This is a genomic window from Siccirubricoccus sp. G192 (genome assembly GCF_019084075.1).
Classification (GTDB): Bacteria; Pseudomonadota; Alphaproteobacteria; order Acetobacterales; family Acetobacteraceae; genus G192.
Map to the genome: position 1 here is coordinate 3190680 of NZ_JAHREN010000001.1, position 24871 is coordinate 3215550.

Consider the following 24871-nt stretch of genomic DNA (forward strand, 5'->3'; position numbering starts at 1 on the left):
GCCTGGGGTGGCGGTGCCGGGAAGCCGCCGCTATTCTCCGCCCCGCTTGCGAAACCCATAGAGTTACGGCCCAGCCCTTGCCCCTCTCCCTTCGCGTCCTCCTGCTCGCCTCCGCCTGTCTTCTGCCCAGCCTGCTGCCAGGCGGGGCGGAGGCGCAGCAACGGCCGCGCCCGCCCGCCCGCACTGCGCCGCCAGCGGCGCCCACCGGGGTGGTGCAATCCATTGAAGTGCACGGCAACCAGCGCATCGAGGCGGATACCGTCCGCTCCTACATGTTGCTGCAGCCCGGCGACCCCTATGACGCCGACCGGTTGGACCGCAGCCTGAAGTCGCTCTACGCCACGGGCCTGTTCCGCGATGTGCAGCTTCGCCGCGAGGGCGGCCGCGTGATCGTGGACGTGGTGGAGAACCCGATCGTCAACCGCGTGGCCTTTGAGGGCAACCGCAAGATCTCGGACGATGTGCTGCGGGGCGAAGTGCAGATGCGCTCGCGCGCCGTCTTCACCACCCAGGCCGCCACGGCGGACCGCCAGCGCATCCTGGAACTCTATGCCCGCCGCGGCCGCTTCGCTGCGAGCGTCGAGCCGAAGATCATCCAGCTCGACCAGAATCGCGTTGACGTGGTCTACGAGATCCAGGAGGGGGACGTGGCGCTGATCGCGCGCGTCAACTTCGTCGGCAACCGCTCCTATTCCGACAGCCGCCTGAGGGAGGTCGTGGCGACCAAGGAGCAGGCCTGGTACCGCATCTTCTCCTCCTCCGATCAGTTCGACCCGGAGCGGCTTTCCTTCGATCGTGAGCTGCTGCGCCGCTTCTATCTGCGCAACGGCTATGCCGATGTGCAGGTCACCAACGCCACTGCGGAGCTGGCGCCGGACCGCACCGGCTTCTTCGTGACCTATTCCATCGACGAGGGGCCGCGCTACCGCATCGGCAAGGTCGATGTTGTTTCCAACCTGCGCAACCTCGATGCCGATAGCGTCCGCGGCCTGGTCGATGTCTCCGAGGGTGACTGGTACGATGGCGACACGGTGGAGCGGGTGGCGCAGGCGCTGCAGGATGCGGTGAACCTGCGCGGCTTTCCCTTCGTCGATGTGCAGCCCCGCATCCAGCGCAACCGCGAGGAGCGCCGGGTCGACCTCACCTTCGAAATCAACGAGGCGCCGCGCGTCTATGTCGAGCGCATCGAGATCAACGGCAATACCCGCACCCAGGACCGGGTGATCCGGCGGGAATTCCGCCTGGCCGAGGGCGATGCCTTCAACGCCGCGCAGATCCGCCGCTCGCGCCAGCGCATCCGCGATCTCGGCTACTTCTCGGATGTGCAGGTGAGCTCCTCTCCCGGCTCGGCGCCGGATCGGGCGGTGCTGAACACCCAGGTCGTGGAGCGCGCCACCGGCGAGGTCTCGCTCGGCGGCGGCTATTCGACCGACGCCGGCCTGCTGGCGGATGTGGGCCTGCGCGAGCGCAACCTGCTCGGAACCGGTATCGACGCGCGTATCAACGGCACCCTGGCGCAGCGCCGCAGTCAGCTTGATATTTCGGTGACGGACCCGGCCTTCCTCGACCGCAACCTCGCCGCCGGCGCGGATCTGTTCTATATCCAGCGCAACCTGCTCACCATCGCCAACTACCGGGAGCGGCGGGCTGGATTCGCGCTACGGGTCGGCTATGCCTTCAATGAGCGGTTGCGGCAGACCTGGGCCTATACCCTGTCGAACCGCGAGATCTTCGACATCTCGGCCAATGCTTCCCGTTTCGTGCAGGAGCAGCGCGGCACCACGCTCCTCTCCCAGATCGGCCAGACGCTGACCTTCGACATGCGGGATTCGATCATCGACCCACGGCGTGGCGCGGTGCTACGCCTTGGCACCGATTTCGCCGGCCTTGGCGGCGATGTTGCTTACCTCCGGGCGCGGCTGGACGGCACCTATTTCATCCCGCTGGAATCGCTGCTCGGCGACCCGGAATATGTGGTCTCGGTTTCGGGCAGCGTCGGCTATCTCGAAACGCTGTTCAACAAGCAGGACCGCATCGTCGACCGCTTCTTCCTGGGCGGCGAGAATCTGCGCGGCTTCCGCATCGCCGGCGCCGGGCCGCGTGATATCGACACCCGCGACAGCCTCGGTGGCCGCTTCCTCTGGACCCAGAGCACCGAAATCCGCTATCCGCTGCCGCTGCCGGCGGAGCTTGGCCTGATCGGCCGGGCCTTCGTCGATATCGGCTCGCTGTCGCAATCGGTGAAGGGGCCGGAGGTGCGCGACGATGCCAGCCCGCGTGTCGGTGCAGGCGTTGGCGTTTCCTGGCGCAGCCCCTTCGGCCTGATCAACATCGACCTTGCCCAGGCCGTGGTGAAGAAGTCCTATGACGAGACCCAGGTCTTCCGTTTCGGCTTCGGCACCCGCTTCTGAATTCGGGATTCCATTGCAAATGCCAGCACAGCCCGCTTCGGCCCAACCCGGCCTCCACCGGCATTCCCGGGGGCGTTTCCTCGGCACCATCGCGGCCTCGTCGCTCCTGCTTTCCTCTGTTGCGGCCTGGCCGGCTTCGGCACAGCAGCAGGAGTGGTTCGTGCCGAACCAGGGCCAGCAGCGTCCGGCCCAGGCCCAGCCGCAGCAGCGCCAGCAGCAGCGCCAGCAGCAGCAGCAGCGCCCCCCCTGCCACCCGGACCGAGGCACCACCGCCCCTGCCAGCTGGCCAACAACCACCCGCCGCCGTCATCGGCATCGTGGATGTGCCGGAGATCCAGCGCGTCTCCACCGCCTTCAACCAGGTGCGCGAAGAGATCGAGCGTCGCCGGCAGCGGCTGAACGACGACCTCCAGCGCGAGCAGAACAACTGGCGCGAGCAGCAGCAGCAACTGGCCAATCAGCGCGCCAGCCTGCCGCCCGAGCAGCTTCGCCAGCGCGAACGCGACCTGCAGGATCGCATCACCGACAGCCAGCGCATCTTCCGTGAACGCTCCCGCGCCATCGAACAGGCGGCGCAGGGTGCCCTGGTTGAGATCGAGCAGGCGCTCGGCGTGGTGATTCGCCAGGTCGCCGCCAGCCGCAACGTCAACCTGGTGCTACCGCGGCCGCTGGTGATCTTCAACGACCCGCCCTTCGATCTGACCGAGGAGGTGTCGCAGCAGTTCAATCGCATGCTGCGCAATGTCAGCATGCCGGCCGAGGCGAGCGCGGCGCCAGCGGCGCCAGCGGCAACGCCGCCCCGCGCTGCTGCTCCGCCGCCTGCGGCACAGCAGGGGCAGCCTGCGCAGCGCCGCTGACCACGGGGGACTACCGCCATGGCGGCCGATCCGCGCTTCTTCGCTTCGAGCGGTCCGCAGACCTTGGCCACCATCGCCGCCGCGGCTGGTGGTCGCTTCGAGGGTGATGGCACGCGGCAATCCCAGGGCGTCGCGCCCTTGCAGGAGGCCGGCCCGGATCAGGTGAGCTTCCTCGACAACCGCCGCTATGTGGACGCATTGCGCGCCACCCGCGCCGGCGCCGTGGTGCTCGCTCCCGCCATGGCCGGGGAGATGCCCGCAGGCGCTGCGGCGATCCTGACCGAGACACCCTATCTCGGCTTCGCCCGCGTCGCCGCACTGTTCCACCCGATGCCCGCCCCGGTGCCCGGCATTCACCCCACCGCCGTCATTGCTGCGGATGCGGTACTGGGGGAGGGGACGGAGATCGGCCCCTATGTCGTGGTCGGTGCGGGCGCGCGTATCGGCCGCTTCTGCATCCTGCATCCGCATGCCGTGGTCGGCTCGGGCGTTGAAATTGGCGACCGCTGCCGGTTGCATGCGCATTGCAGCGTTAGCCATGCGGTGCTGGGCGAGGGTGTGGTGCTGCATCCCGGTGCCCGGATCGGGCAGGAGGGCTTCGGCTTCGCGCCCACGCCGGACGGGCACTTCGAGACGATGCCGCAACTCGGGCGCGTGCTGCTCGGCGACGGTGCCGAGGTCGGCGCCAATGCCTGCGTGGATCGTGGCAGCCAGGGCGACACCGTGCTCGGCCCGGGCACCCGCCTCGACAATCTGGTGCAGATCGGGCACAACGTCCGGGTTGGGCGCGGCTGCGTGATTGTGGCGCAGGCTGGCATTTCCGGCTCCACCACGCTTGGCGACTACGTCACGGTCGCGGCACAGGCGGGGCTGGTCGGACACCTCCATGTCGGCGCCAGGGCGCGGATCGGTGCGCAGGCCGGCGTGACGAACAACGTGCCTGCCGGCAGTGATATGCTTGGCAGCCCGGCTTGGCCGGCGCGGGAGTTCTGGCGTGCCATAGCCCGGCTGAGGAAGCTCGGCGTCGGTAGCCGGCGAGATGATGGGAAGGCGGGTTAGGGTATGGACGCGACCAGCGAAGGACCGGCGCAGGGCGCGGCCCCGCAACAGGCTGGCGGGTACGCGGTGGAGACCTTCGAGATCGCGCAGATCATGGGCGCGATTCCACACCGCTACCCCTTCCTGATGGTGGACCGCATGGTGGAGGTGGTGAAGAACGTCTCCGCCATCGGCATCAAGAACGTCACCATCAACGAGAATTTCTTCCAGGGCCATTTTCCGGAGCGGCCGGTGATGCCGGGCGTGCTCATCATCGAATGCATGGCGCAAACCGCCGCCGTGCTGGTGGTGGAGACGCTGGGCCCGGATGCGCGTGGCAAGCTGGTCTATTTCATGACTGTCGAGAACGCCAAGTTCCGCCGGCCCGTGGGTCCCGGCGACCAGATGCGCGTGCATGTCGTGAAGCAGCGCCAGCGTGGCAATATCTGGAAATTCCATGCCGAGGCGAAGGTCGACGGGAAGATCGTGGCGGAAGCCACCTATGCCGCCATGATCATGGATCGCTGATTCTCTTGTCCCATATCGACCCAGGCGCCGTCATCGCCCCAAGCGCCAGCATTGCTTCGGGTGCCGTCATCGGCGCCGGCTGCCGCATCGGTCCCTTCTGCAGCATCGGCCCCGAAGTGGTGCTCGAGGAAGGTGTCGAACTCGTCTCGCATGTCGTGCTCGACGGCGCCACACGGCTCGGCACTGGTGTGAAGGTGCTGCCTTTCGCCAGCATCGGCACGCCGCCGCAGGATACGAAATACAAGAACGAACCCACACGCTGCGAGGTCGGTGCCCGCACCCTGGTACGCGAGGGGGTCACCATCCACCGCGCCAGCGTCGGCGCCGAGGGTGTCACGCGGGTCGGCGCCGGCTGCATGATCATGGCCATGGCGCATGTCGCGCATGACTGCATGCTCGGCGATGGCGTGATCCTCGCCAACAACGTCATGCTGGGTGGCCATGTGCATGTGGGCGACGGTGCCTTCATCGGCGGCGGCGCGGCGGTGCACCAGACGGTGCGGATCGGCCGGCTCGCCATGGTGAGCGGCCTGGCCGGCGTGACCAACGACATCCCACCCTTCGGCTATGTCTTCGGCCTGCCGGCCCGGCTCGTTGGTCTCAACCGAATCGGCTTGCTGCGCCGCGGCGCCTCGCGCGAGCAGCTTCGCACCTTGCGCGTCGCCAGCAACCTGCTGTTCAAGGACCCCGGCGAATTCGCCGCGAAGATGGAGCAGGCCGCCACCCGCTTCGCCGGGGAGGCCCTGGTGGAGGAGATCATCGCCTTCATCCGCGAGCCCTCCCGCCGCCGCCAATTGGTCCGCCCCGGCCGCATGGCCGCCCCGGAATTGGGCGGCGTCGATGAGGAGAACGGGGAAGGACCGTGAGTCTGTCTGGCGGTTCGGTTCAGACCCCCGGGCCCGACCATCGGGCCTCGGGCGCGCCGCTTGGCATTCTGGCCGGCGGCGGGGAACTGCCGCTGCACGTTGCTCGGACCGCGCTGGCCGCCGGCCGCCCGGTCTTCGTCGTGGCGCTGGCCGGCTGGGCCGATCCCGCTGCCTGGGCCGGCATTCCGCATGTGCTGGAGCGCCCCGGCGCCGCCGGCCGCATCCTGGCTCGGCTGCGGGCCGAGGGCGTGCGGCAACTGGTCATGATCGGGCAGGCGCAACGCCCCTCCATGCTCGGGCTCAGGCCCGATGCCGCCGGGGCACGACTGCTGGCGCGGATCGGCCGCGCCTTCTTCGCCGGCGATGACGGGTTGCTCCGTGCCGTGGCCCGCGTGCTGGAGGAGGAAGGCTTTGACATCCAGGCGGCCCATGCTGTGCTCCAGGACATCCTGCCACCTCCTGGCCTGCTGACTCGGGCCGTGCCTGATGCAGCGTCCCGCGCCGATATCGCCCGCGGCATCGCCGTGGTGCAGGCGCTCGGTGCCGTAGATGTCGGCCAGGGTGCGGTGGTGCAGCAGGGGCTGGTGCTTGGCGTGGAAGCCATCGAGGGCACCGATGCCTTGCTCGCGCGTTGCGGCGGGCTCAGGCGGGAGGGCCCGGGCGGGGTGCTGGTCAAGCTGGTGAAGCCCGGGCAGGATCGGCGCCTGGACCTGCCCACCGTTGGGCCGGTCACCATTCGGGGCGCTATCGCGGCGGGGCTCGCCGGCATTGCCATCGAGGCCGAGGGCACCATCCTGGTGGACCGCGCGGCCACGGTGGCGGCGGCGGATGCGGCCGGACTCTTCCTGCTGGCGTTCCGCCCCGAGGAATTCCAGCCCAAGGAGACATCCCCATGAGCAGCTTCCTGCACACCATGATCCGGGTCGGCGACCTGCAACGCAGTGTCGATTTCTACACCCGCCTGCTCGGCCTCAAGGAATTGCGCCGGCGCGACGTGCCGGATGGCAAGTACACGCTGGTCTTCCTCGGCTTCGGCGACGGCAATGCATCCGGCGGAGCCGAGATCGAACTCACCTATAATTACGGCGTCGACAAATACGAGCAGGGCAGCGCCTTCGGCCATCTGGCGATCGGCGTGCCCGATGTGGCCGCCACTTGCGAAGCGGTACGGGCCGGCGGCGGCAAGGTCACGCGCCAGGCTGGGCCGGTGAAATTCGGCACCACCATCATCGCCTTCGTGGAAGACCCGGACGGCTACAAGATTGAGCTGATCCAGCGCGGCTGATCCGCGCTGCCGTGGCATCGCTCACAGACCCGCTCGGGCTGCTCCGCGACGCCGCCATGGGCGCCGAGCAGCTCGGCCGCGGGCTGCTTGGGCAGGAGCGCATCCGGCTCGCCGTCACCGGCCTGACCCGGGCCGGCAAGACGGTGTTCCTCACCTCGCTGCTCGCCAATCTGCTGGCGGCGGGGCAGGGGCGGCGGACCTTGCCGGCGCTGGAGGCGGCGGCGGGCGGGCGTTTGCGCGGCGTGCGCCTGGTGCCGGCCGGTATCGAGAGCCTGCCGCGCTTCGATGTGGCGGCGCATCTCGCGGCGCTGGCCGCCGACCCGCCCGCCTGGCCCGGCCGCACCGAGGATCTCTCCACCCTGGAACTCACCCTGGAGGTGGAGCGCCGCTCCTGGCTCGGCGGGCTGCTTGGCAGCCGCAGCATCACGCTCGAACTGCTCGACTATCCCGGCGAATGGCTGCTCGACCTGCCGATGCTGTCGCAGGATTTCGCTGAGTGGTCGGCGGCAACGCTGCAACGCCTGCGACGTGGACCGCGCGCGGAGGCGGCGCGGGACTTCCTCGCCTTCGTGGATGCACTGCCCGCCGGCACGCCGGATGACGAGGCACTGGCCCGGCGCGGCTTCATCCTCTACCGCGACGCGCTGCGGCACTGCCGGGACCGGCTCGGCCTCCGCTTCCTCCAGCCCGGCCGCGTGCTCAACCCGGGGCCACGCGGCGAGGCGCCGATCCTCTGGTTCTTCCCGCTGCCGCACCCCGAGGGCAGCGGCCTCGCCATGCTACTGGCGCGTCGCCATGCGGCCTATGTCGCGGATCAGCGCGATAATTTCTTCGAACCCTATTTCCGCCGTTTCCAGCGCCAGGCGGTGCTGGTGGACGTGCTGGGCGCGCTGCATGCCGGCCAGGAGGCTTTCGAGGATACAGCCGAAGCCCTGGCCGCCATCGCCGCGGCACTGCGCTATGGTGGCTCCTGGCTCGATCGCCTTACCGGCGCTGGCGTCGACCGTGCCGCCTTCGTTGCCACCAAGGCCGACCATGTGCCGGGGCGGCAGCGGGATGCGCTGGCGGCCCTGTTGGGCGCGTTGGTGGCTGCGCCGCAGAATCGGGCGGAGGGCGCCGGCGCCGCCACCGCGGTGCATGCCATCGCCGCCATCCGCTGCACCGAGGATGATGTCGTAACCCTGGAGGGCCGCCCGGTCGCCGCGGTGCGCGGCGTGCTGCTGCGGGATGGCCGCTCCGCCCGCATCTATCCCGGCGAGGTGCCGCTGCGTCCACCCGAGCCCGGCTTCTGGGACCATGGATTCTTCGAGATGCCGGAATTCCAGCCACCGCGCCTGGATGCGCAGGGGGTCTCGGGCGTTCCGCATCTCGGCCTGGATAGCCTGCTGGCTTGGCTGATCGGAGATCTGCTGTGAGCGACCCGCCCAAGGGGCCCCGCGTGATCCTGGAGGATGACCAGCCCCAGATCGCACCACGGCTCGATTTCGGCTGGGACCAGGCGGTGGTGCCGGTAGTGCCGCCGAACCCGCCCTCGCGCTGGTCCGGGTTTGGACGCGCGGCTGCCGGGGTGGTGGTGCTGGGGCTCGGCCTCGGGGCGCTGGAGGCCGCGAATTTCACCGCCGCGCAATTCACCCGCGGTGCCGTGCAGGGCTGGCTGACGCTGGGCGTGGTCGTCGCAGGGTTTGGACTGATCGCTTCCGCGGGCTGGGCCGAGTTGCGTGGCCTGCTGTCCATCCGCGCCGTGGACCGCGCCCGCGCCGCCTTCGCCCGTGGCGATCTGGAAGCCGCGCGATCCGAGGCGCTGCGCTGGGCCGGCGGCATGGCCGAGGCAGCGCCCTTGCAGCCGGCGCTCCGCCAGGTCGGCAGCATCGCGGAACTCCGCGCCCTGCTGGAAGCCGGGCCGCTGGCCGGGCTGGAAACCCAGGCCAATGCGCTCGGCCGCGCCGCGGCGGTGCAGGCTTTCGCCGTCACCGCCATCAGCCCCTCGCCAGGGCTGGATGCGCTGGTCTTCGCCTGGCGCGGTGTCAGGCTGGTGCGGCAGGTGGCGGCGCTGCACGGGCTGCGGCCGGGGCTGGCGGGCACGGTGGCGCTGCTGCGGCGCACGGTCTTCGATGCGGCGGCGGTGGCGGCCACCGATATCGCGGTGGATGCGGCGGCGCGAGCCCTGCTCTCCAACAAATTGCTGGAGCAATTCGCCGGGGAGGCCGCGGCGGGGGCGCTCGCGGCGCGGCGCATGTTGCGGCTGGCGCGAGTGGCGGCGGAGGCGTGCCGGATCACGCCGCCGCGCTGAGGCGGCCGGCGCTATTCCACCTTGATCCCGACCCGCGCCACGATCTCGTTCCATTGCGCGATTTCGCGCCGGATCAGTGCCGCGTAATCCTCCGGGCTGCCTGCCACGACACCATAGCCGAGCCCCTCCAGCCTGGCCTTGATCGCCGCCTCCCGCGCCGGAGCCAGCAGCACGGCATGGAGGCGCCGCGCCACCTCCGGCGGCAGGCCGGCGGGGCTGATGAAGCCCCACCAGCCAACCAGATCGACGCTTGGCAGCCCGGCCTCGGCCATGGTTGGCACTTCCGGCAGCAGCGGGCTGCGCGCATTGCCGGTGACGGCCAGCGCCCGCAGCCGCCCGCCCTGCACATGGCCGAGCGCCGAGGAGATCGCCACAAGCCCGTAGTGCACCTCGCCCGCCACCAGCCCGGCAAGTTGCGGCCCGCCGCCGCGATAGCCGACCTGGGTGAATTCCAGCCCGGTGGCGAGCTGCAATTGCACGGCCGCCAGATGCGTCGGCGTGGCGATGCCGCCATGCGAAATGCCGAGGGCGCCGGGCTGCGCGCGCGCCTCCGCCAGCACCTCCGCCACATTGCGCGCGGGTGCGGAAGGGTGCGCCAGCAAAAGCAGCGGCGCAGTGACGGCAAGGCCAAGCGTGCCGAGGTCGCGTTCGGTGTCGTAGGGTAACCGTTCGCGGAACAGCGCCGGGTTCACCACCAGCGCATTGTCGGCCGTGCCGATGGTGTAGCCATCGGGCGGTGCGGCAGCGACAGCCTGGGTGCCCGGAATGGAGGCGCCGCCGCCGCGATTCTCCACCACGAAGGAATGGCCGGTGAGTTCCGTGGCCCGCTGCGCCAGGATGCGGGCCACGATGTCGCTGCTGCCGCCGGGCCCATAGGGCACGATGATCCGCACCGTGCGGTTCGGATAGGTGGCCGTCTGGGCCGTCCCCGGGGCGGCCCCCTGCGCCACTGCCGCGCCCGGCAGCAGCGCGGCGGGCAGCGCGAGCAGATGGCGGCGGCGCATCGCGCTAGCCCTCCAGCCGGACATTGGCGATGCGGGCGATCTCGCGCCACTGCGCGATTTCGGCACGGACGAAGCTGCCGAATTCCTCCGACGTCGTGGGTGTCGCGGTGCCGCCGAGTTCCAGAAAGCGCGCCACCACCGCGGGCTCGCGCAGGATGGCGGTGACATCCGCATTCACCTTCCGGATGATCTCCTGCGGTACCGCCGCCGGCGCGCAGAGCCCGGTCCAGCCATAGGCGCCATAGCCCGGCGCCACCGTCTCGGCGATGGTCGGCACCTCGGGCAATTGCGGCGCGCGGGTCGGCGTGGTGACAGCGATCGGCACCAGCGAGCCCGCCCGGATATGCGGCAGGGAGGAAGCGACGCTGTCCATCATCAGCTTCACGTTGCCCGCCAATAGATCCGCCATGGCCGGGCCGCTGCCGCGGTAATGCACCATGTTGAGCTTCACGCCGGTGCGGTGCGCGAAGAGCTCCGCTGCCATGTGCTGGCTGCTGGCTGGCCCGGCGGTGGCAAGGTCGAGCTTGCCGTCCTCGGCCCGCGCCACCTCGACCACCTGCTGCACGGTGCGGCCGGGGAAGGAGGGATGCGCCACGATCAGCAGCGGCAGCACGACGACATTGGTGATGAAGGCGAAGTCCCGCTCGGCATCATAGGGAATCCGCGGCAGCACCGACGGGTTGACACCCAGCGTGCCGGAGGTGCCGGCGATCAGCGTATAGCCATCCGGCGCTGCCCGCGCGCCTGCCTCCAGCGCCGGGGCGCCCGCGCCGCCGCCGCGATTCTCCACCACCACGCGCTGCGGCCAGCGGCGCGACAACTCATCGGCATAGACGCGGGTGAAGATATCGGCGGCCTGGCCAGGCGGGAAAGGGACGATGATCCGCACCGGCCGTTCCGGCCATGCGCCCTGGGCCCGCAGGAGGCGCGGTGCGGCCAGCATGGCGGCAGTGGCTGCGAGCAGGGCGCGGCGGCTGGTCATGGCGGATCCTCCCGTGGTTTTTCGGGATGCTACAGGCCGCCCGGCGCCGCCGCTACCGGCGCGCCTGCCGAACACAAATACTACCTATGATTGTGTATTTAGAATATTCTTCAACTCGCCCCATGCTTCCGCAGCCGCATCGCCGCCCCCAGCCGCATCACCGCGCAGGAGGCCAGCCTTGCCCGCATGCCATCCGCCCGGCTGGTCAGCGCGATCGGCACCCGGGCGCCGATCACCACCCCTGCCGCTTCCGCCCCTGACAGGTACTGCAACTGCTTGGCCAGCATGTTCCCGGCCTCCAGATCCGGCACCAGCAGGATATCGGCATCGCCAGCCACCGGGCCGGTCAGGCCCTTGGCCCGCGCTGCATCGGCATTGATGGCGTTGTCGAAAGCCAGCGGCCCGTCCACCAGCCCGCCCTCGATCTGACCGCGTTCCGCCATTTTGGACAGTGCCGCCGCCTCCACCGTCGCCGGCAGCCGCGGCGTCACCGTCTCCACCGCGGAGAGCACCGCGAGTTTCGGCTGTTCGAGCCCGAGTGCCCGGCAAAGGTCGATGGCATTACGCGCGATATCCGCCTTCTGCTCCAGATCGGGCAGGATGTTGATGGCCGCGTCCGTCACCACCAGCGGCTTGTGGTAGAGCGGCACATCCAGCACGAAGGCATGGCTGACCCGGCGTTCCGTGCGCAACCCGCCCTCGTGCGCCACCACCGCCTGCATCAGCTCATCCGTATGCAGCGCGCCCTTCATCAGCGCCGCCGCGCGACCCTCATGCACCAGCGCCACGGCGCGGGCGGCGGCGGCATGGCTATGCGGCACGTCCTCGATCGGCAGGCTGCCCAGGTCCAGCCCCGCCTCGGCCGCAGCCTGCCGGATGCGTGCCGCGGGGCCGACCAGGATCGGCAGGATCAGCCCGCGCGCCGCGGCTTCCAGCGCGCCGGAAAGGCTCGCCGCGTCGGCCGGATGGACCACGGCGCAGGGCAGGGGCGGGCCGGCGGCGGCAGCCCGTTCCACCAGCCCTTCGAAAAGCCCGGAGCCGGAGCGCGGCATCTCGGCCATGACGCCGCCTACCCTGGCGCCTGCCACGGCCCGGGCCGCGCCGGCGCATTGGCCGGGCTCTCCGGCCACCAGCCAGTTTGCTGCGGCCATTCGGCAGAGCGGAGCCCGCCCTGCACCATGTGCCGGTCATCCGCGGCGCCAGCTTCGGTGACGATGCGGCTGCACGGGATAGGCTCGCGGAGCGCGACGGGGTCCAGCAGAAAGGCTGTCATCGAGGGGTCCTGTCCTGTCGGCCGGCACTGTGGCGCGGCTGACCTCGGCTGGCGAGGGGCGCAGGATTGCGTCATGATCCCCGCCTGAAATGACCCCTGAGACCTTCATCGCCAAATGGCATGGCGCCACCCTGACCGAGCGCGCCGCCGCCCAGTCCCACTTCATCGATCTCTGCCGCCTGCTCGGCGAACCCACCCCCACCGATGCCGACCCGCGCGGCGAGTGGTACTGCTTCGAACGCGGCGCCACGAAGACCACCGGCGGCGAGGGCTGGGCCGATGTCTGGAAGCGCGGCTGCTTCGGCTGGGAATACAAGGGCAAGCGCCGCGACCTGAACGCCGCCTTCGTGCAGTTGCAGCAATAAGCCCCGGCGCTGGAGAATCCGCCGCTACTGATCGTCTCCGACATGGAGACCTTCATCCTTCGGCCCAATTGGACCAACAGCATCAGCCGCCCCATCGTGCTGCGGATCGAGGAGCTGCGCGATGCCGGGCGCCGCGCCGTCCTGAAGCACGCCTTCACCAACCCGGAGGCGCTGCGCCCGGAAAAGACCCGCCAGGGCCTGACCGAGGAAGCGGCGGCGGAATTCGCCGAACTCGCCCGGCGGCTCAGGGCGCGCGGGCATGACCCGCAGGCGGTGGCGCATTTCGTCAACCGCCTGGTCTTCTGCCTCTTTGCCGATGACGCGGCGCTGCTGCCGGAGGGCCTTTTCACGCGCATGCTGGAGGCTGCGGCCAAATCCCCCGCGCGATTCGAGGAGTATGCCAGGCGCTTGTTCCGCGCCATGCGCGACCCGGGCGGCGAGGTGGATTTCACGCCCACCCCTGGTTCAACGGCGGCCTCTTCGACACCGACGCGGCCCTGCCGCTGGAGGGCGCCGAGATCGGCATCCTGCGCCGCGCCGCCGGCATGGACTGGAGCGAGATAGACCCCTCCGTCCTCGGCACCCTGTTCGAGCGCGGGCTGGACCCCGACAAGCGCAGCCAATTGGGCGCGCATTACACCGACCGCGACAAGATCATGCAGATCGTGGAGCCGGTGGTGGTGCGGCCGCTGCTGGCGGATTGGGCGGCGGCGCGTGCGCGGCTGGAGGCGGCGCTGGCCCGCGCCGCCGCCGCGAAAACCCCCGCCACGCGGCAGCAGGGCGCCGATGCGGCGCGCGCCGAATACACCGGCTTCCTGGAACGCCTGCGCCGCTTCCGCGTGCTGGACCCGGCCTGCGGTTCGGGAAATTTCCTCTACCTCGCGCTGCTGGCTCTGAAGGATATCGAGCATCGCGCCGGGCTGGAGGCGGAGGCGCTGGGCCTGCAACGCGAATTCCCCGCCGTGGGGCCGGAGCAGTTGCTCGGTATCGAGATCAATCCCTATGCGGCGGAGCTGGCGCGGGTTTCCGTCTGGATCGGGCATATCCAATGGGCGCGGCGCAACGGCTATGAGGCGCCGCGCGACCCGGTGCTGCGCGCGCTGGACACCATCGAGTGCCGGGATGCGGTGCTGTCCGGGTCCGGCACGGCGGCGGAGTGGCCGGCGGCGGATGCGATCATCGGGAATCCGCCCTTCCTCGGCGACAAGGCGATGATCGGCACCTTGGGCGAGGACTACACGCGCAGGCTGCGCGCGGCCTATGCCGGGCGGGTGCCGGGTGGGGCGGATCTGGTGTGCTACTGGTTCGAGAAGGCGCGGGAGGCGATTGCCGAAGGGCGCACGTTGCGCACGGGGCTGGTGGCGACGAACAGCATTCGCGGCGGCGCGAACCGGCGGGTGCTCGACCGTATCTGCGAGTCGGGCGTGATCTTGGAGGCTTGGTCGGATGAGGCATGGACGCTGGATGGTGCAGCGGTGCGGGTGTCGCTGGTGTGCTTCAGCAGCAATGTCACCGTTCCTTGCCGCCTTGATGGCGAAAAGGTCACAGCCATCCACGCCGATCTGACAGCGGAAGCCGCAAATCTGACCACCGCTGTTGCATTGGCAGAGAACAAGAAGATTGCCTTCAATGGAATTCAAAAGACCGGGCCATTCGAGGTTGATGGAGATACAGCGCGCCGTTGGCTTTCTGAGCCTTCCAATCCGAACGGCCAGTCGAACACTGCGGTTCTGCGGCCTTGGTGGAACGGGATCGACGTTACACGACGCTCGCGCGATTCCTGGTGCATCGACTTCGGCCCGGACATGACCGAGGAAGACGCCGCATTCTATCTTTCGCCATACGCCCATGCTGCGAATGTCGTGAAACTGGTCCGGGCCGCCAACTCGCTTGAACCGCTGAGGCGCTTCTGGTGGCGGCATTGGCGGCCACGTCGAGATATGCAGGTTGCGCTGTTACGGCTGCCTCGGGCGATCGTCACCCCAGAGGTGTCGAAGCATCGCGTGTTTGCGTGGCTGCCGCTGCGCATCGGACCTGACAAGAACCTCGTTGTTATCGCCCGCGATGACGACACCACATTCGGCATCCTGCACAGCCGCTTCCACGAAGCCTGGGCGCTGCGCCTAGGCACCTCGCTGGAAGACCGACCGCGCTACACCCCCACCACCACCTTCGAGACCTTCCCCTTCCCGGACGGCCTCACCCCGAACCTCCCCGCCGCCACCTACGCCGCCGACCCGCGCGCCCAATCCATCGCCGCCGCCGCCCGCGCCCTGGTGGAAGCGCGGGACCGCTGGCTGAACCCGCCCGATCTGGTGCAGCGCGTGCCGGAAGTGGTGCCCGGCTTCCCGGACCGCCTCCTGCCGCGCGACGCCAAAGCCGCTGCCATTCTGAAGACCCGCACCTTGACCGCCCTCTACAATAGCCGCGGCAAGCCCGAGGGCGCCTGGCTCGATGGGCTGCATGCCACCCTCGATGCCGCCGTCGCCGCCGCCTATGGCTGGCCCGCCGATATCCCGGAGGCGGAGGCGCTCGCCCGCCTCCTCGCCCTCAACACCGCCCGCGTCCCGGCTTGAAAATTCTGGGCCCTCACGGCCGGGCCACTCAGGCCGTCCGGTGCGACAGCACGCGGCACCCCTGTGCTCAAGCCGCAGCGGGCGAGGCGGAAAATTTCTGGCGCCCGGGAACTCCCGGCTTCGCGCGGCCTCTGACCAGGATCAGGTGCCTGATCCAAAGACCTGGGTTGCCCCTATGAACAAGCTCCAGATGGACCCGCCCCTTGGGGGGCGCTGCACCGCCGCGCTTCTTCGTCAGGGCGCAGCGCCAAGCCCGGCCGCCGACGCCTTGGGCCTGGGCGATTTATGAGGAAGGCCGGGCGGAGCCCTATCGGTGCTCGGCGCGGTTCTACCGATCCGCAGACGAGGCCTGGGCGGTCGGCCGCGCCATGCTCGACCGTTTGGGAAGGCCGGCCGACAGGGCTGCGCCGGAGCAGCAACGGAATGCGGCCCCGGATAGCGGCCCTGCTGCAGCCTGACCCGCTGCCCGCGCCGGCGCTGCCTGACCCGCGGTGTCCGGCCGGGCCATAGGAATAGAACCAAGATGGCCGCCGCGCCTTCCGCTCAGCCGCAAGGCTTCCTAAGCCTCGCTTGGCTCCGCCACCGCCAGGATACGGTCCATCGCCTCCGTCCGCCCCAGCACCCAGAGCACGGCATCGATCGGTGGGCTTTGCAGGCTGCCGGTCAGCGCCACCCGCAATGGCTGCGCCACCTGGCCGAGCTTGATGCCCTTCACCTCGGCATAGTCGCGCAGCCAGGATTCCAGGTCGGCCCTCTCCCAGGGCGCGTTGTTCAGGAACTGCGCGAGGTCGGCGAGCCGCGCCCGTGCCTCCGGCGTCAGCGCCGCGGCGGCTTTCGGCTCCAGCATCGGCGGGCCCTCGGTGGCGGCGAAAGCGGCGCTGCCAGCAAGTTCCTCCAGCGTCTTCGCCCGTTCCTTGAGATCGGGCATCAGCCGCTCGACCCGCTCTGCGCCACGGGTGCCGAACAGCACGCCGCGCCGCGTGAGGCGCTCCAGCACCTCCTGCGTCAGCCGTGCGTCATCGGCTTGGCGTAGATACTGGCCATTCAGGTGGGTGAGCTTCGCATAGTCCATCCGGCTCGCGCTGCGGCCGACATCCTTGAGGTCGAAGAGTTCGATCGCCCGCTCGCGGGGCACGAATTCCTCATCGCCATGGCCCCAGCCGAGGCGCAGCAGGTAGTTGCACACCGCCTCCGGCAGGAAGCCCTGCTCGCGGAATTCCAGCACGGAAACCGCGCCATGCCGCTTCGAGAGCTTGGCTCCATCCGGCCCGTGGATCAGCGGGATATGCGCGAAATAGGGCCGCCGCCAGCCCATGGCGTCGTAGATCTGGCATTGTCGGAAGGTATTGGTGAGATGGTCGTCGCCGCGGATGACATGGGTGATCGCCATGTCATGGTCATCCACCACCACCGCATGCAGGTAGGTGGGCGTGCCATCCGAGCGCAGGATGATCATGTCGTCGAGTTCGGCATTGCCGACCCGCACCTCGCCTTGCACCAGGTCCTTCACCACCGTCTCGCCCTCCCGCGGCGCCTTGAGGCGGATGGCGGGTTTCAGGCCGGGCGGTGCGCTGGCGGGGTCGCGGTCGCGCCAGCCGCCATCGTAGCGGGGCGGGCGGCCTTCCCGCATGGCGCGTTCGCGCATCGCCACCAGCTCCTCTGGCGTGTCGAAGGCGAGGTAGGCATGGCCGCGCGCCAGCAGCTCCCGCGCCACTTCGGCATGGCGGGCCTCGCGCCGGCTCTGGAACACGGGCGGCTCATCCGGGGAAAGGCCGAGCCATTCCAGGCTGTCCAGGATCTGCTGCACCGCTTCCTGCGTGCTGCGGGCGCGGTCGGTATCCTCAATCCGCAACAGATAGGCGCCACCATGGTGGCGGGCGAACAGGGCGTTGAACAGCGCGGTGCGGGCGCCGCCGATATGCAGGAAACCGGTGGGGGAGGGAGCGAAACGGGTGCGGACGGTCATCTCGAGCCTATCTGGGGCGTCAGCCGTGAAGCCCGTTCCTAGATCAAGCCCGGCTCCACGGGAACCGCATGCGTGGCTTGGATGCAGGAAAGCATTGCCGATTGCCGGAAAAAGCCCTGGCTCGCCCTTTCGTTTTGCTTGACCAATGGCGGGTCGCACCGCACCTTCGGCGGCATGTCCCTCAGCCTCGCCCGGCCAGTTCTGCGATGGCCCGGCAGGCCGGCCACCGCAATTGCCTGGCTGGGGAATCTCCTGGCCGGAGAGCAGGCGCGGCTCGCGCCCTGGCTGGCGGTTGCGCTGGGTGCGGGCGTGTTGGCCTATTTCGCCCTACCGGCCGAGCCTTCCGGCGAGGTGGTTTGGCTGGCGCCGCCGCTGGTATTGCTGGCGGTCTGGCTGGGGCTGCGGCGGCCCTTGGCCGGCTGGGCGCTGGGCCTGGTGGCCATGGCCGGCCTGGGCTTCGCCGCCGCCACCTGGCACACCGCACGGCAACCGCCGCCGCTCGATCTGCCGCGCGGCGCCAGTATCGTCAGCGGACGTGTCACCAGCGTGGATCTGCTGCCGGATGGCCGTCGGCTGACCCTGTCGGCGCCCCGGCTGGATGGCGGCGCGCCGCAGTCGCGGCATATCCGGCTGCGGCTGCGCGCCGAGGACCCGGCCCGGCCGCAGCCCGGCGATGAGGTCCGGGTCCGCGCCCTGGTCCGGCCGCCGGCCGCGCCGGCTCATCCCGGTGCCTGGGACTTCCAGCGTGCCGCCTGGTTCTCCGGCCTGGGCGGCAGCGGCTTCGCGATCGGCCGGGCGGAGGTGGTGCCAGGGGAGGCTGGGGCGCCCGCTCTCGCCGGCCTGCGCGCCACCATCGAAGCGCGAGTCTCCGCGGCACTGCCCGGTGCCGCCGGCGCCGTTGCGGTGGCGCTGCTGACCGGCGGGCAGAGCGCCATTCCGGTCGCCGATCTCAATGCCATGCGGGATTCCGGCTTGGCGCATATGCTCTCGGTGTCCGGCCTGCACATTGCGATCGTCATGGGGGTAGCCTTCGGCCTGCTGCGCCTGCTGCTGGCTCTGGTGCCCTGGCTCGCCTTGCGGCTGCCGGTGAAGGCGGTGGCGGCCATGTCGGCGCTGGCGGTGGGCGGCGTCTACATGCTGCTGACCGGGTCGCAGGTGCCGATGCAGCGCAGCTTCGCCATGGCGACGCTGGCGACGCTGGCACTGCTTACCGGCCGCCGCGCAATCAGCCTGCGCGCCTGGGCGCTGGCCGCGGCCCTGATCCTGCTGGCACAGCCCGCCGCGGTATTGGGCGCCAGTTTCCAGATGAGCTTTGCCGCGGTGCTGGCGCTGATTGCCGGCTGGGAATGGCTGCGGCCACGGCTGCCCGCCGGCGGGCCGCGCGCGCGCTGGCAGCGACGGCTGGCGGTGGCGCTGTTCGGGCTCGTGGCGACGTCGCTGCTCGCCGGTGCCGCGACCACGCCCTTCGGTCTGCATCATTTCGGCCGGCTGCAATTATACGGCGTGGTGGCGAATGCAGTGGCGGTGCCGCTGGCCTCGATGCTGGTCATGCCGGCGGGGATGGCAGCGGTGGCGCTGATGCCGCTGGGGCTGGAGGGGTTGGCGCTGGTGCCCATGGGCTGGGGGTGGAGGCGACCCTGCTGGTCGCGCACTGGGTGGCCGCCTGGCCGGGGGCCGCGATGCTGGCGCCGCCAGTACCTGCCTGGGGCTTGGCTATCACCGCATTCGGGTTGCTCTGGCTCTGCCTTTGGCGCAGCGGGTTGCGGCTGCTGGGCCTGCCTTTGCTGGTGCTGGGCATGGCCAGCGGCGCTTGGCAGAATCCGCCCGATATCCTGGTCTCCTCCGATGCCCGCCTGATCGCATTGCGGGCCGGGGAGGTCACCTATCTCCAGCGTCTCGCGGGGGCTTCCGGCCTTGCGCGTGATACTTGGCTCCGCCTCCATGGCGAGGCAGCGGCGGAAACCCTGCCGCGGGAGGGCAGCCTGGCAGAGGGTGCCATCCTCTGCCGCCCCGGCGCCTGCACGCTCCGCCCGGCGCTGAACGCCCCGGCGGCGGTTCTGCTGCGTGGCGATCCACCGCAGGAGGCCTGCGCTCGCGTGGCGCTGGTAGTCTCCGCCGAGCCAGTTCGCGGCCGTTGCAGCGCGAAGGTAGTGGACCGCTTCGCCGTCTGGCGTAACGGGCCGCATGCCGTGTGGCTGGAACCGGCTGGGCTTCGCGTTCTGAACGACCGCGAAGCACGCGGCGCCCGGCCCTGGGTTCCGTCGGCACCGCAGCCGCGCGGCACCGGCGCACCGGAGCCGCCGGCCGTCGTCCAATAGGGGCGAGACTGTCCTAATACTTGCGGAGAAGCCCGATCAGCCGGCCCTGCACCTTAACCCGGTCGGGACCGAAGATACGCGTTTCGTAGTGCGGATTGGCGGCTTCGAGGGCAATGGAATTCCCACGCCGGCGGAGCCGCTTCAGCGTCACTTCGTTCTCATCCACCAGCGCCACAACGATGGCACCGTTCTCCGCCGTATCGCCGCGGCGAATGATGACCGTGTCACCATCGAGAATACCGGCCTCGACCATCGAGTCGCCGGCTACTTCCAGCGCATAATGCTCGCCTGTGCCGAGCAGTGCGGCCGGATATTCCACACTACTGCCGGAGTCCCGCAGCGCCTCGATCGGGAGGCCGGCGGCAATGCGGCCATAGAGCGGCAGGTGCACCGCTGCCGCCTCATGCGCGGATTTCTGCACGCCGGCGAGATGGCTGGCAAAATTGCCGCGGATGACATTGGGCGCGAAGCCGGCAGGGGCCGCAGGCACCTCCCGTGCCTGGCTGCCCGCGCTGCCCCCGGCGGCATTGGCTTCCAGCCCGCGGCGCGGGGCCATGTTCTCCGGCAGGCGGATCACCTCCAGCGCCCGGGCACGATGCGCGCGGCGGCGTAGGAACCCACGCTCCTCGAGCGCCGTGATCAGCCGATGGATGCCAGACTTGGATTTGAGCTTCAGCGCCTCCTTCATCTCCTCGAAGGAGGGGGAGAAGCCGGTCGTGCGCAGATGCTTGTCGATGAAGATCAGCAGCTCGTGCTGCTTGCGCGTAAGCACTGGTCGCCTCCGTCCTTCGTCCCTCGGGTCGCGCCGCTATTCCCTAGGGCTGGGAACAAACGGGCAACCTCAGGAAGCGTTCTACGAAGGTTCCTGGCGCCGGGTCAAATGTTTTCCGTGGGCCATCGAAATTAGATGCCAAGCTCGCCCAGCGGAATGACATCGAGCGGTGCGCCCACCGGAAGGGCGGGGGCGTCTGGCGGCCGCAGCACCAGACCCTCGGCCCGGGCCAGGGTCTTCAGCATGGAACTGTCCTGCAACGCAAAGGGAGTGGCGGTGAGGTGGCCATCCGCATCCGTTTCCAGCCGTGCCCGCAGGTGATCGTAGCGGCGATCATTCGCAGGCAGCGCGGCACCGGCCAGCGCCCGGACCGTTCGCGGTGCTTGGCCCGGCAGGCCGCAAAGCCGTTGCAGCGCCGGCACCAGGAAGATCACGCCGCAGACCAGGGCTGAAACCGGGTTGCCTGGCAATCCGAGCACCGGCGTCGTCCCGAGTCTGCCCCAGATCAGCGGCTTGCCCGGCCGCATCGCGATCTTCCAGAAGTCTAGGGCGAAACCTTCCGGCCCAAGTGCACTCTGCACCAGGTCGTGGTCGCCGACGCTGGCGCCGCCGGTGGTCACCAGCATGTCGCAGGCACGGGCGGCGGCGGCGGCCTCGGCGATGGCCTGCGAATCGTCCGGCGCGATGGGGAGCACCAACGGGTCACCTCCAGCGGCACATACCAGTGCGGCCAGGGCATGGGCATTGCTGCTGACAATGCCCCCGTGCGGAATCGGGTCGCCGGGTAGGGCGATTTCATCGCCGGTGGCCAGGATGCCGATTCGCGGCGCCCGATGCACTGCCAGCCAGGGATGATTGGCAGCCGCCGCCAGGCCGATATCACGTGCCGTCAGGCGGCGGCTGGCTGGGAGCAATTCCTCGCCTGCTGCGAAATCCAGGCCCTGGCGGCGAACCCAGCGGCCCGGCCGCACGGTTTCCCTTACCAGGACGCGGCCATCGACGGCCTCCGCATCCTCCTGCAGCAGGATCGCATCGGCGCCTTCCGGGATGAAGCCACCGGTGAAGATCCGCACCGCCTGGCCCTGGCCGACCGCACCTTCATAGGGATGACCTGCCGGTGCTGTCCCGGTGACGTCGAGCCAAGCCCCCTCGGCCGCATCCGCCGATCGCACCGCATAGCCATCCATGGCCGAGACATCGGCCGGCGGCTGGGTGACGCGGGAATGCACCGGCCGGGCCAGAACCCGGCCCCAGCCGGCGGCGAGAGGCACCGTCTCCGCAGGGGTGGGGGAGAGGGCGCCGAGGATGCGGGCCCGCGCTTCCTCGACCGAGATCATCATCCTGCCTCGTAAGTTCCGGATTTTCCGCCGGATTTATGGGAAAGCCGTACAGCCTCAATTCGCATTCCGCGATCGATGGCCTTGCACATGTCATAAACCGTGAGCGCCGCCACCGTCACGGCGGTCAGCGCCTCCATCTCCACCCCGGTACGGCCCGTAAGCTTCACCACCGCCTCGATCTCCACCGTATCCGGCGGGGCGGGGGTGAGGTCAATGGCCACTTTCGAGAGCATAAGGGGATGGCAGAGTGGGATCAGGTCACTGGTGCGCTTGGCCGCCATGATGCCGGCCAGCCGCGCCACCCCCAGCACATCGCCCTTGCCGATCTGGCCTTGCTGGATACGGGCCAGGGTTTCCGGGGCCATCAGTACCCGACCACGGGCCGTGGCCATGCGCTCCGTCTCCGGCTTGGCGGAGACATCCACCATGGCGGCGCGTCCCTGCTCGTCAAAATGGGTGAAGCCGCTCATGCTGGAGCTACAGTGCGTGGACGAGGTGATGCGCCGCCGCGGTCACATCCTGCTGCCGCAACAAATGCTCGCCCACCAGGATGCAGCGGGCGCCGGCGGCTGCCATGCGGCGGACATCGCCGGGCGTGCGGATGCCGCTCTCGGCAATCGGGATACGGTCGGCGGGAACCAGCGGCGCCAATTCCTCTGAAGTTGCAATATCGGTCTGTAAGGTTTTGAGATTACGGTTATTGATGCCGATCAGCCGCGATTCCAGGCCGAGCGCTCGGTCCAATTCCCGCCGATCATGCACCTCCACCAGCACTGCCATATCCAGGGAACGGGCAATGTCCTCCAGCTCCTGCGCCTGGCTGTCGGAAAGCGCCGCCATGATCAGCAGGATGCAATCGGCGCCCATGCAGCGGGATTCGAAGACCTGCCATGGATGCACCATGAAGTCCTTCCGCAGCACCGGCAGAGGGCAGGCGGCGCGGGCCGCTTTCAGATCCTCGGGCGAGCCCTGGAAATAGGGCGCATCGGTCAGGACGGAGAGGCAGGTGGCACCGCCGGTGCAATAGGCCGCAGCCAGCGCCGCCGGGTCGAAGGGATCGCGGATCAGCCCGCCGGAGGGCGAGGCACGCTTGATCTCGGCGATCAGCCCGACCCGGCCTTCGGCCACCGCATTGCAGAGGGCGGAGGTAAAGTCGCGCGGCGCGGCGGCGGCCTGAGCCTGGCGTTCCAGCTCCGCCTGCGGGGCGGCGGCGGCACGGGCCCGGACCTCCTCGTATTTATCGGCGAGGATGCGGGCCAGGGCGTCCGGCATCTCGAATCCCGGGATGATGACCTGGGGGGCGTTCATGGGGCGGTGGCGTCCTTCAGGCGAGCCAGGGTGGCAGCGGCGGCCCCGGTATCGATGGAGCGCGCCGCCTGCAACGCGCCGGCGCGGAGATCGTCGGCACGGCCGGCCACCACAAGGGCGGCGGCCGCGTTCAGCAGAACGATGTCGCGATAAGGGCCGGCGGTCCCGGCCAGCAGGGCGGTGAGCGCCAGCGCATTCTCGGCTGGCTCGCCGCCCCGGATCGCCTCGGGGGGGGGCGCGCTCCAGCCCGGCATCCTCGGGGGCGATGCTGAACTCGCGCAGCACGCCGCCTTCCAGCGATACCACCTGGGTTTCGCCCGAAAGCGCGATCTCATCCAGCCCCTGGCCATGCACCACCCAGGCGCGCTCGGTGCCAAGCCGGGCCAGGGTTTCCGCCATCGGCCGGAGCCAGGTCGGGCTATAGGCGCCCGTAAGCTGCAGCTTCACCCCGGCCGGATCTGCGAGCGGCCCCAGCAGGTTGAAGATGGTGCGGGTACCGAGTTCCACCCGTGGCCCGGCAGCATGCCGTAGCGCCGAGTGATGCCGGGGCGCCATCAGGAAGACCATGCCGACCTCGGCCAGCACCGCCTCCAGCCGGTCCAGCGGCACATCGAGGTTGATGCCGAGTGCCGAGAGCGCATCCGCCGCGCCGGAGCGCGAGGAGAGCGCCCGGTTGCCGTGCTTGGCTACCGGAACGCCGCAACCCGCCACCACGAGTGCGGTGGCGGTCGAGATGTTGAGGCTGCCCGAGGCATCGCCACCGGTGCCAACGATATCCATGGCGCCCGGCGGCGCCTCGATCGCGGCCATGCGGGCGCGCATGGCGCGGACCGCGCCGGTGAGCTCGGCCACCGTCTCGCCGCGCACCCGCATCGCCATGACCAGGCCAGCGATCTGCGCCGGCGTGGATTCCCCGGCCATGATGAGGCCAAAGGCATGCTCCGCCTCGCTTTCCGCCAGCCGCTCACCGGCGGCCAGGCGGGCCAGGACCGGCTTGAGGCTGTTCACGCAGGCACCACCAGGGGCGCCCTGGCGGGAACCTTGGCCAGCGATAGGAAATTCCTCAGCAGGTCGTGGCCGTGCTGGCTGGCGATGCTCTCGGGATGGAACTGCACGCCCCAGACAGGCAGGCTGCGATGCGCCAAGCCCATGACGACACCATCCTCCGTCCAGGCTGTCACCTCAAGCTCAGGCGGCAGATCCTCGCGCCGTACCACCAGCGAATGGTAGCGGGTGGCGCGGAAGGAGCTGGGCAGGCCGGCGAAGACATCGGTGCCGCGGTGATGCACCTCCCAGACCTTGCCATGCACCGGCTCGGGCGCGCGCGCCACGGTGCCGCCGAAGGCCTGGCCGACCGCCTGGTGGCCAAGACAGACCCCGAGCAGCGGAACGCCCGCAGTGGTAGCGGCACCAATCAGCGGCAGGCAGATGCCAGCCTCATTCGGCGTGCAGGGGCCGGGGGAGAGCAGGATTGCCTCCGGCCGCATCTCCAGCGCCTCCTGACTGGTCAGGGAATCGTTGCGCCGGACCTCGACCTCCACTCCAAGGTCGCCCAGGAAGTGATAGAGATTGAAGGTAAAGCTATCGTAATTGTCGATCAGCAGGATCATGCGGCGGAACTTTCCCGCGCGGCTGCGCCACGGTCAAGCGAGCGCGTCTCCTTCGACCCCACGCCTGCTGCGGGGCTGAGAT

Annotated in this window: 24 protein-coding genes and 1 pseudogene; 14 read left to right on the top strand and 11 right to left on the bottom strand. The window is 69.7% G+C overall.

Annotation, left to right across the window (positions count from 1 at the left end; genetic code table 11):
- Positions 1-77: 77 nt before the first annotated feature.
- The 9 genes from bamA to KSF81_RS31500 all read left to right on the top strand — a co-directional run bounded on the left by bamA (position 78) and on the right by KSF81_RS31500 (position 9275).
- Positions 78-2411 (top strand): outer membrane protein assembly factor BamA, encoded by a 2334-nt coding sequence (gene bamA, locus KSF81_RS15315; protein ID WP_217379732.1) that lies wholly within the window; start codon positions 78-80, stop codon positions 2409-2411.
- Positions 2412-2734: 323 nt separating this feature from the next.
- On the top strand, positions 2735-3268 hold the full coding sequence (locus KSF81_RS15320) for an OmpH family outer membrane protein (RefSeq protein WP_309139572.1): 534 nt from the start codon (positions 2735-2737) through the stop codon (positions 3266-3268).
- Positions 3269-3286: 18 nt separating this feature from the next.
- Complete coding sequence (gene lpxD / locus KSF81_RS15325) at positions 3287-4327, top strand: UDP-3-O-(3-hydroxymyristoyl)glucosamine N-acyltransferase (RefSeq protein ID WP_217379733.1); 1041 nt, start codon at positions 3287-3289, stop codon at positions 4325-4327.
- A gap of 3 nt (positions 4328-4330) precedes the next feature.
- A complete protein-coding gene (gene fabZ / locus KSF81_RS15330; RefSeq protein ID WP_217379734.1) occupies positions 4331-4834 on the top strand; it encodes a 3-hydroxyacyl-ACP dehydratase FabZ in 504 nt (167 codons plus the stop codon).
- A 5-nt stretch (positions 4835-4839) separates the two neighbouring features.
- On the top strand, positions 4840-5700 hold the full coding sequence (lpxA, locus tag KSF81_RS15335; protein WP_217379735.1) for an acyl-ACP--UDP-N-acetylglucosamine O-acyltransferase: 861 nt from the start codon (positions 4840-4842) through the stop codon (positions 5698-5700).
- Positions 5701-5702: 2 nt separating this feature from the next.
- Positions 5703-6596 (top strand): LpxI family protein, encoded by an 894-nt coding sequence (locus KSF81_RS15340; protein WP_217381713.1) that lies wholly within the window; start codon positions 5703-5705, stop codon positions 6594-6596.
- Positions 6593-6985 (top strand): lactoylglutathione lyase, encoded by a 393-nt coding sequence (gene gloA, locus KSF81_RS15345; RefSeq protein ID WP_217379736.1) that lies wholly within the window; start codon positions 6593-6595, stop codon positions 6983-6985. Before KSF81_RS15340 ends, gloA begins: the two co-directional genes overlap by 4 nt.
- Positions 6986-6996: 11 nt before the next feature.
- Positions 6997-8400, top strand: coding sequence for a YcjX family protein (locus KSF81_RS15350; protein WP_217379737.1), 1404 nt, complete (start codon positions 6997-6999; stop codon positions 8398-8400).
- Positions 8397-9275 carry a DUF697 domain-containing protein gene (locus tag KSF81_RS31500; protein WP_217379738.1) on the top strand — a complete coding sequence of 293 codons (879 nt, stop codon included), beginning with the start codon at positions 8397-8399 and terminating at the stop codon, positions 9273-9275. Before KSF81_RS15350 ends, KSF81_RS31500 begins: the two co-directional genes overlap by 4 nt.
- 11 nt (positions 9276-9286) lie before the next feature.
- On the opposite strand, the gene KSF81_RS15360 is transcribed toward KSF81_RS31500, so the two are convergent.
- The 4 genes from KSF81_RS15360 to KSF81_RS15375 form a co-directional block, all read right to left on the bottom strand.
- Positions 9287-10279 (bottom strand): tripartite tricarboxylate transporter substrate binding protein, encoded by a 993-nt coding sequence (locus tag KSF81_RS15360; RefSeq protein ID WP_217379739.1) that lies wholly within the window; start codon positions 10277-10279, stop codon positions 9287-9289.
- Between the two features lie 4 nt (positions 10280-10283).
- Positions 10284-11261 carry a tripartite tricarboxylate transporter substrate binding protein gene (locus tag KSF81_RS15365; RefSeq protein ID WP_217379740.1) on the bottom strand — a complete coding sequence of 326 codons (978 nt, stop codon included), beginning with the start codon at positions 11259-11261 and terminating at the stop codon, positions 10284-10286.
- 110 nt (positions 11262-11371) lie between these two features.
- Complete coding sequence (locus tag KSF81_RS15370; protein WP_375293333.1) at positions 11372-12322, bottom strand: bifunctional enoyl-CoA hydratase/phosphate acetyltransferase; 951 nt, start codon at positions 12320-12322, stop codon at positions 11372-11374.
- An 8-nt stretch (positions 12323-12330) separates the two neighbouring features.
- Positions 12331-12534, bottom strand: coding sequence for a hypothetical protein (locus tag KSF81_RS15375; RefSeq protein WP_217381881.1), 204 nt, complete (start codon positions 12532-12534; stop codon positions 12331-12333).
- Between the two features lie 89 nt (positions 12535-12623).
- Here KSF81_RS15375 and KSF81_RS29765 point away from each other — a divergent pair, with 89 nt between their 5' ends.
- The 3 genes from KSF81_RS29765 to KSF81_RS15380 are packed head-to-tail and all read left to right on the top strand — an operon-like array spanning position 12624 to position 15475.
- Positions 12624-12899, top strand: a complete 276-nt coding sequence (locus KSF81_RS29765; RefSeq protein ID WP_254453546.1) for a type IIL restriction-modification enzyme MmeI — start codon at positions 12624-12626, stop codon at positions 12897-12899.
- 42 nt (positions 12900-12941) lie between these two features.
- Positions 12942-13463 (top strand): type IIL restriction-modification enzyme MmeI, encoded by a 522-nt coding sequence (locus tag KSF81_RS29770; protein ID WP_254453547.1) that lies wholly within the window; start codon positions 12942-12944, stop codon positions 13461-13463.
- Positions 13445-15475 carry a DNA methyltransferase gene (locus tag KSF81_RS15380; protein WP_254453548.1) on the top strand — a complete coding sequence of 677 codons (2031 nt, stop codon included), beginning with the start codon at positions 13445-13447 and terminating at the stop codon, positions 15473-15475. The genes KSF81_RS29770 and KSF81_RS15380 overlap by 19 nt, the downstream gene beginning before the upstream one ends.
- A gap of 559 nt (positions 15476-16034) precedes the next feature.
- Here KSF81_RS15380 and gltX read toward each other — a convergent pair.
- On the bottom strand, positions 16035-17441 hold the full coding sequence (gene gltX / locus KSF81_RS15385) for a glutamate--tRNA ligase (protein ID WP_217379742.1): 1407 nt from the start codon (positions 17439-17441) through the stop codon (positions 16035-16037).
- Positions 17442-17615: 174 nt separating this feature from the next.
- Between gltX and KSF81_RS15390 the strand changes: the two genes are divergently transcribed.
- Complete coding sequence (locus KSF81_RS15390) at positions 17616-19298, top strand: ComEC/Rec2 family competence protein (protein ID WP_217379743.1); 1683 nt, start codon at positions 17616-17618, stop codon at positions 19296-19298.
- Positions 19238-19759, top strand: coding sequence for a hypothetical protein (locus tag KSF81_RS15395; protein WP_217379744.1), 522 nt, complete (start codon positions 19238-19240; stop codon positions 19757-19759). The genes KSF81_RS15390 and KSF81_RS15395 overlap by 61 nt, the downstream gene beginning before the upstream one ends.
- A 13-nt stretch (positions 19760-19772) precedes the next feature.
- On the opposite strand, the gene lexA is transcribed toward KSF81_RS15395, so the two are convergent.
- The 6 genes and pseudogenes from lexA to KSF81_RS15425 all read right to left on the bottom strand — a co-directional run bounded on the left by lexA (position 19773) and on the right by KSF81_RS15425 (position 24789).
- A complete protein-coding gene (lexA, locus tag KSF81_RS15400; RefSeq protein ID WP_217379745.1) occupies positions 19773-20531 on the bottom strand; it encodes a transcriptional repressor LexA in 759 nt (252 codons plus the stop codon).
- A 131-nt stretch (positions 20532-20662) separates the two neighbouring features.
- Positions 20663-21868 (bottom strand): gephyrin-like molybdotransferase Glp, encoded by a 1206-nt coding sequence (glp, locus tag KSF81_RS15405; protein ID WP_217381714.1) that lies wholly within the window; start codon positions 21866-21868, stop codon positions 20663-20665.
- A complete protein-coding gene (gene moaC, locus KSF81_RS15410) occupies positions 21868-22341 on the bottom strand; it encodes a cyclic pyranopterin monophosphate synthase MoaC (RefSeq protein WP_217379746.1) in 474 nt (157 codons plus the stop codon). The genes glp and moaC overlap by 1 nt, the downstream gene beginning before the upstream one ends.
- Before the next feature lie 7 nt (positions 22342-22348).
- Positions 22349-23143: an indole-3-glycerol phosphate synthase TrpC gene (gene trpC, locus KSF81_RS15415; protein WP_217381715.1), complete on the bottom strand. Its 795-nt coding sequence runs from the start codon at positions 23141-23143 to the stop codon at positions 22349-22351.
- A gap of 32 nt (positions 23144-23175) precedes the next feature.
- Positions 23176-24187 (bottom strand): annotated as a pseudogene (trpD, locus tag KSF81_RS15420) (anthranilate phosphoribosyltransferase).
- Positions 24184-24789 carry an aminodeoxychorismate/anthranilate synthase component II gene (locus KSF81_RS15425; protein ID WP_217379747.1) on the bottom strand — a complete coding sequence of 202 codons (606 nt, stop codon included), beginning with the start codon at positions 24787-24789 and terminating at the stop codon, positions 24184-24186. Before KSF81_RS15425 ends, trpD begins: the two are co-directional and overlap by 4 nt.
- Positions 24790-24871: the final 82 nt, after the last annotated feature.

Excerpts from the sequence above, each read along its gene's own strand:
- lpxD (WP_217379733.1), top strand. The coding sequence starts at position 3,287 with ATGGCGGCCGATCCGCGCTTCTTCGCTTCGAGCGGTCCGCAGACCTTG.
- fabZ (WP_217379734.1), top strand. The coding sequence starts at position 4,331 with ATGGACGCGACCAGCGAAGGACCGGCGCAGGGCGCGGCCCCGCAACAG.
- gloA (WP_217379736.1), top strand. The coding sequence starts at position 6,593 with ATGAGCAGCTTCCTGCACACCATGATCCGGGTCGGCGACCTGCAACGC.
- KSF81_RS15360 (WP_217379739.1), bottom strand. The coding sequence starts at position 10,279 with ATGCGCCGCCGCCATCTGCTCGCGCTGCCCGCCGCGCTGCTGCCGGGC.
- KSF81_RS15365 (WP_217379740.1), bottom strand. The coding sequence starts at position 11,261 with ATGACCAGCCGCCGCGCCCTGCTCGCAGCCACTGCCGCCATGCTGGCC.
- KSF81_RS15370 (WP_375293333.1), bottom strand. The coding sequence starts at position 12,322 with ATGGCCGAGATGCCGCGCTCCGGCTCCGGGCTTTTCGAAGGGCTGGTG.
- KSF81_RS15375 (WP_217381881.1), bottom strand. The coding sequence starts at position 12,534 with ATGACAGCCTTTCTGCTGGACCCCGTCGCGCTCCGCGAGCCTATCCCG.
- KSF81_RS29765 (WP_254453546.1), top strand. The coding sequence starts at position 12,624 with ATGACCCCTGAGACCTTCATCGCCAAATGGCATGGCGCCACCCTGACC.
- KSF81_RS29770 (WP_254453547.1), top strand. The coding sequence starts at position 12,942 with ATGGAGACCTTCATCCTTCGGCCCAATTGGACCAACAGCATCAGCCGC.
- KSF81_RS15380 (WP_254453548.1), top strand. The coding sequence starts at position 13,445 with ATGGACTGGAGCGAGATAGACCCCTCCGTCCTCGGCACCCTGTTCGAG.
- gltX (WP_217379742.1), bottom strand. The coding sequence starts at position 17,441 with ATGACCGTCCGCACCCGTTTCGCTCCCTCCCCCACCGGTTTCCTGCAT.
- KSF81_RS15390 (WP_217379743.1), top strand. The coding sequence starts at position 17,616 with ATGTCCCTCAGCCTCGCCCGGCCAGTTCTGCGATGGCCCGGCAGGCCG.
- KSF81_RS15395 (WP_217379744.1), top strand. The coding sequence starts at position 19,238 with ATGGCCAGCGGCGCTTGGCAGAATCCGCCCGATATCCTGGTCTCCTCC.
- glp (WP_217381714.1), bottom strand. The coding sequence starts at position 21,868 with ATGATCTCGGTCGAGGAAGCGCGGGCCCGCATCCTCGGCGCCCTCTCC.
- moaC (WP_217379746.1), bottom strand. The coding sequence starts at position 22,341 with ATGAGCGGCTTCACCCATTTTGACGAGCAGGGACGCGCCGCCATGGTG.
- trpC (WP_217381715.1), bottom strand. The coding sequence starts at position 23,143 with ATGCCGGACGCCCTGGCCCGCATCCTCGCCGATAAATACGAGGAGGTC.
- KSF81_RS15425 (WP_217379747.1), bottom strand. The coding sequence starts at position 24,789 with ATGATCCTGCTGATCGACAATTACGATAGCTTTACCTTCAATCTCTAT.